The sequence below is a fragment of the Ornithinimicrobium sp. genome (genome assembly GCF_030537745.1).
Lineage (GTDB): Bacteria > Actinomycetota > Actinomycetes > Actinomycetales > Dermatophilaceae > Ornithinicoccus.
Map to the genome: position 1 here is coordinate 1 of NZ_JAUNVI010000110.1, position 4,705 is coordinate 4,705.

Annotated in this window: 7 protein-coding genes; 4 read left to right on the plus strand and 3 right to left on the minus strand. The window is 65.7% G+C overall.

Annotated features, from left to right (window positions below):
• The 3 genes from Q4P07_RS13995 to Q4P07_RS14000 form a co-directional block, all read left to right on the plus strand.
• Positions 1-584 (plus strand): site-specific integrase (locus Q4P07_RS13995; RefSeq protein WP_303375531.1); only part of this gene is annotated, 584 nt, incomplete at its 5' end.
• Positions 585-988: 404 nt separating this feature from the next.
• On the plus strand, positions 989-1,132 hold the full coding sequence (locus tag Q4P07_RS14385) for a type II toxin-antitoxin system RelE/ParE family toxin (protein ID WP_368660290.1): 144 nt from the start codon (positions 989-991) through the stop codon (positions 1,130-1,132).
• Positions 1,129-1,443, plus strand: coding sequence for a helix-turn-helix domain-containing protein (locus Q4P07_RS14000; protein WP_303375532.1), 315 nt, complete (start codon positions 1,129-1,131; stop codon positions 1,441-1,443). Before Q4P07_RS14385 ends, Q4P07_RS14000 begins: the two co-directional genes overlap by 4 nt.
• A gap of 514 nt (positions 1,444-1,957) precedes the next feature.
• On the opposite strand, the gene Q4P07_RS14005 is transcribed toward Q4P07_RS14000, so the two are convergent.
• Positions 1,958-2,443 (minus strand): hypothetical protein, encoded by a 486-nt coding sequence (locus Q4P07_RS14005; protein WP_303375533.1) that lies wholly within the window; start codon positions 2,441-2,443, stop codon positions 1,958-1,960.
• A gap of 756 nt (positions 2,444-3,199) precedes the next feature.
• A complete protein-coding gene (locus Q4P07_RS14010; RefSeq protein WP_303375534.1) occupies positions 3,200-3,529 on the minus strand; it encodes a hypothetical protein in 330 nt (109 codons plus the stop codon).
• Between the two features lie 427 nt (positions 3,530-3,956).
• Here Q4P07_RS14010 and Q4P07_RS14390 point away from each other — a divergent pair, with 427 nt between their 5' ends.
• Positions 3,957-4,172 carry a DUF4177 domain-containing protein gene (locus Q4P07_RS14390; RefSeq protein ID WP_368660289.1) on the plus strand — a complete coding sequence of 72 codons (216 nt, stop codon included), beginning with the start codon at positions 3,957-3,959 and terminating at the stop codon, positions 4,170-4,172.
• Here Q4P07_RS14390 and Q4P07_RS14015 read toward each other — a convergent pair.
• A partial coding sequence (locus Q4P07_RS14015; RefSeq protein WP_303375535.1) for a transposase occupies positions 4,076-4,705 on the minus strand: 630 nt, incomplete at its 5' end. The genes Q4P07_RS14390 and Q4P07_RS14015 overlap by 97 nt on opposite strands.

A 4,705-nucleotide genomic window follows, 5' to 3' on the forward strand; every position in this document is an offset into this window, starting at 1 on the left:
TCGCCGAGCTGGACGTGCTCGTGCAGGAGATGCCGGTCAACCTTGAGGCGCTGGTCCTGCTCTGCGCCTGGTGCGCCCTGCGGGTGGGGGAGGTGCTCGAACTGCGTCGGCGCGACCTCGACCTCAACCGCGGCGTCGTCAAGGTCACCCGGGCAGTGTCCTGGGTGCGTGGGCAGACCATCGTCGGCACGCCGAAGTCGTCTGCCGGCACGCGGGAGGTGAGCGTGCCACCACATATCGTCCCCGCCCTTGAGCAGCACCTGGAGAAGTACGTCCGGCCAGGGCGTGATGCTCTCCTCTTCCCCTCCGTGCGCGACCACCAGCGGCACCTGCAGCCGACCGTGCTCCATACCGCGTGGCGCAAGGCACGTGCGGCGGCCGGCCGCGAGGACCTGCGGATTCACGACTTGCGGCACACAGGCGCCACGATGGCCGCGATGACCGGCGCCACCCTCGCCGAACTCCAATCGCGTCTTGGCCACTCGACCGTCGCCGCCGCGCTGCGCTACCAGCACGCAGCCAAGGGTCGCGACGCCGAGATCGCAGCCAAGCTCTCCGACCTCGCCCGTCCTGCTCAGGAGTGAGCAGGGAGCGGGAGCCGCGGACCGAGGGAGGGCGTGACATCACCACTGCGCCGAGCTGCGCGCACTCATCCGCCATATGTAGGTGATCGGCACGCGGGGAGGGTCGTGACCAACCGGATCCGCCGAGAGTCGGATGTTGGTCGGCCCCTGTCTCCACCTGTCATTCAGACCTTGCAGGATCTATATACTGACGGCATGTGGAGCGTCGGCATCGAGCACGTCGCTGGATGGCTCGCTTCGCTGGATAAGAGCTGACGGGAGCAGGTGGTCGCTGCGATCGAGCTTCTCGAAGACCGCGGTCCACAATTGGGACGGCCCGTCGTGGACATGGTGAGCCAGTCCTGGCACCGCAACAATGAAGGGAGATTCGACCCGGGTCGTCGGACAGGTCCGAACTGCGGATCCTGTTCGCATTTGACCCGGATCGGCAAGCCATCCTGCTGATCGCTGGCGACAAGGCTGGCAACTGGCAGCGCTGGTACAAGGAGAACATCCACCTCGCCGACGACTTGTTCGACGACCACCTCCGGAGATTGAAAAGACAGTGAGCGACCCGGTCAAAACCCTGGACGAATTCCTTGCCGAGCACCCGGTGGATCGGGAGCAGGTCGAGAAGCACAAGCGCCGCATGCTGGCTCAGGTCCGCGCCCACCGCCTGCGCGAGCTGCGCGAGGAGGCCGGATTGACGCAGGCCCAGCTGGCCCAGCGCCTCGGAGTCGGCCAGCGCCAGGTCTCGAAGATCGAGAACGGCGACCTCGACAGCGCCAAGATTGGCACCATCCGTAGTTACCTGCAAGCAGTTGGCGGAGAAATGACGATCGAGTACGTGCTCGGAGATCAACGAACCCAGGTTGCCTGAACGCGCCAAATGCATCTTCTCGCTCATCAGCGTGAGGCGTTGTACGTCAAGGGGGGCCGGTGCCCTGGGCCCGTCGTCGTCCCTGCATAGGTAATGGAGCTTGGTGGCTCGACAGCGTGTGACCGGGTTTGGTGACGACGGGCCGGGGCGGCCCGTGATGAGCGACGAGATACCTGTGGTGGTTCTCAATGCCGCGGAAGGCTCGCCCCGGCCCTGCTTGGTGACGCGCGACGCCTCGCGTGAGGTCCTAGGGGGGTCAAGGCGCCACGGGCGGCTCCTGACCTCGGGCTTGGCCGCTGGCCATGGCCGGGTCCCAGGCCTGGCGGTGGACCACGACGGCGTGCAGCTGACGCAGGATCGCCGCGGCGATGACGGTCTGCGCCTGGGTTGCCTTGAGCTTGTTGGTCTCCCGCGTGGTCAGGTGCCGGTAGCGGGCGGCAGACCTTGTTCGTCTGCAGGCAGCCCCACACCGCCCGCCACGCGGCGGTTCGCAACTCTGGCCGGCCGGCACCGCTCAGAGCGGTCCCATGCTCATGGCAGGCGACACCACCGCCCGGGGGGAGGTGAGCCTCCTTAGGTCCCCCGTGTGCGCCAGGATGGCCGCCGCTCCGACCGCGGACAGGCCCGGGATGGTGGTGACCAGGTTGGTGAGTTCGAGCTCGTCCAGCACAGCAATCATCTCGGCCTCGACGTCGACCTGATGGGAGCGGGCCCGGTCCCAGTCGCCCAGCACCCAGGCGATCCGTTCGAACGCGCCGGGCCGGTGGGTGAGCACGCCGGCCGGGTCGGACAGGGCGGTGAACAGGTTGCGCACGATCCGCAGGCAGGGCCGCGTCTTGCCCCGCCTGGTCACCTCGGCACGGACCATCCGCTCGAACCGGGCCGGACCGAGGCGGCGGGTCCGCTCCAGGTCCCCGCCGTCACGGCCGGTGATGAGCGCCAGGGTGAGGATAGGCTGGCTTGGAGCCGCACTTGCGGGGATAGTGATCGACTTACTCAAGAGGACGTGTGGTGTCCGCTGACGAACCGCTAACACTGACGTTCGACCTTTTCAGTGCTTTGATCGACTCGCGCACCGGGGCGGGGGCCGTTTTCGACCGCCTCCGCGCGACCTACGGTTGGTCGGTGGACGGCAAGGCCGTGTACGACGCGTGGGACAAGCGGAACAAGCGGGCTCAACGGCTTTGTTCGACGTGGAAGCCGTACCAAGTGCTGGCGCGGGGGTCACTCGCTGAAGCATATTCCGCACTGGAGCTCGAGGGAGATGTTGACGCCGACCTCGCGCTAGTTCTTGACTCGTTGCCCGATTGGCCGCTCTGGCCTGATGTGAGTGAGGGGCTGCCGGCACTTGGGAAACTCTTCCGTCTGGGTCTACTCTCGAACGTTGACGATGAACTGTTCGCACGGACCCAGGCATCGGCATACATTCAACCGGGCTTTGCAATGACTTCCGAGCGCCTCGGCGCTTACAAGCCGAGCCCCTCGATCTATAAGCGCGCGCAGAAGGCACTCGGCCCTCTTGTTCACGTCCCCACTTCCGCAAGGGACGTCAGAGGCGCTCTGGAGGCAGGACTTTCGGTGGTTCGTCTCCGACGGCCGGGCCACGAGCTCGATCCGGACGGACCTCGCCCCACGCTAGAGGCAGGCCACTTGGCTGAACTTGAGTCGCTCGTTCCACGTGCCAGTCGCCATTGAAGGGCAGTTTCCGAGCCCACCCCGAGTGCACCGGACATCCGGCAGCGGGGCGCGTCCAAGGTCACCCCGGTGCCTGCACACCGGATCCTTCGAGCGTGTCAAGACGGTCGAGGATCGCAGGAGGCAGTTCAGCCGCGTCGAGACGATATCTCGTCCACCGGTCTTTGGAGGCACCCTTGAGGGAAGCCGAGAACCGGTACTTCCCCTTCGAATTTGTCGTCGTAACGACGGATGCGAAGTCGGGGCTAGGCACAAGCCACGCCCTTTGCAGGGTTCCGCGCTCGACGCCTACGGCGATGAAGAGGAGGTCCAGGTCGCGACGAGGCCCGAAAGTCGTCGCTTGTAGCTGCGCGATGAACCTACCGTTGCTGACACCCTTGGTATCTGACATGCGAGCCTTCACCTGGACCGCCAGTGTCGCGGTTCCACACGGTGGAACACGAGATCGACTCCTTCATCGTCGACGAGAGACGTACTGACGTTCAGTGCCGCACGTGATGCGAAAATGCAGAAGGCCGCCACGAGATGCTCTGCGGTCTTGCCCATTCGAGGCGAGTCAGAGCTGAGAGCCAAGACGAGGTGCCTGTCACCCTGCGCCGCTAGCACCGTTGCGGCCCATGACGGTGCTGAGCGCACGCTTCTGCTTGTTATGCACGTCATCTTCCGACACATTTGGATGAGCCGGTGTGGCTGCCTGTCGATGGAGCTGGAGGCCTCGCGACCCGTCCCGCGGAGAGGATGGGTGTCCGCACAGCAGGCCCGCCGGCAATCGCAGGTGGGTTACAGTGCGGCCATCGCTGGAGAGTGTTGGAGGAATCGTGGCGCAAGGTCCGAACTACGTTGTTCTGCAGATCGTTCTGAAAGAGAAGCTCCTGGGAACGGGCTCGGGGAACCTCCCTGAGTTGGAAAAGGTGATTAATCAACAGGCGGCGAAAGGCTACCGGCTGCACACCATCAGCACAGCCGCGTCCGGCAGCAAGGGCTTTGGTGGTGGTGACCGAGTCCAAGCCACCATGGTGTTCGAAGCGATCTGAGCCACTCCGCCTGGTCCGACGATGGACGTCCGCTTCTGCCGCCTCCCTCCCGGGCCCGTCGTCGCGTGCCCGGCGAGGTCGTCGAGCAGCGCCTTGTAGACCAGGTCGGACAGTTTTCGCTGGAGGCGGCGCATGGCTTCTATCGAGGTCTTCCCGACGGCTTTCTTCCGGTCGTAATAGGCCCGTCCCTCGGTCGCGTTGCGAAGCTGGACGACGGCCATGATGTGCAGGACCCGGTTGATCTGCCGGTTGCCCTTTCGGGAGAGGCGGTGGCGGGTGTGGTCCCCGGAGGAGGCGTCGATCGGGGCGGTGCCGTTCCAGGACGCGAAGTGGTTGCGGTCGGGGAACCGGGGGATGTCGCCGACCTCGGCGAGCAGCCGCGCGGCGCCGGAGGGGCCGATGCCGTGCAGATCGAGCAGGGTGGTGCCACTCGCCTTCACCAGCGCTTTCAGCTCCTTGTCCGCGGCCTTGCTGCGCGCGTAGATCGTGGCCAGGTCGGCCACGAGCTCGGCGGCGTGGGCCTTGCGGACCTT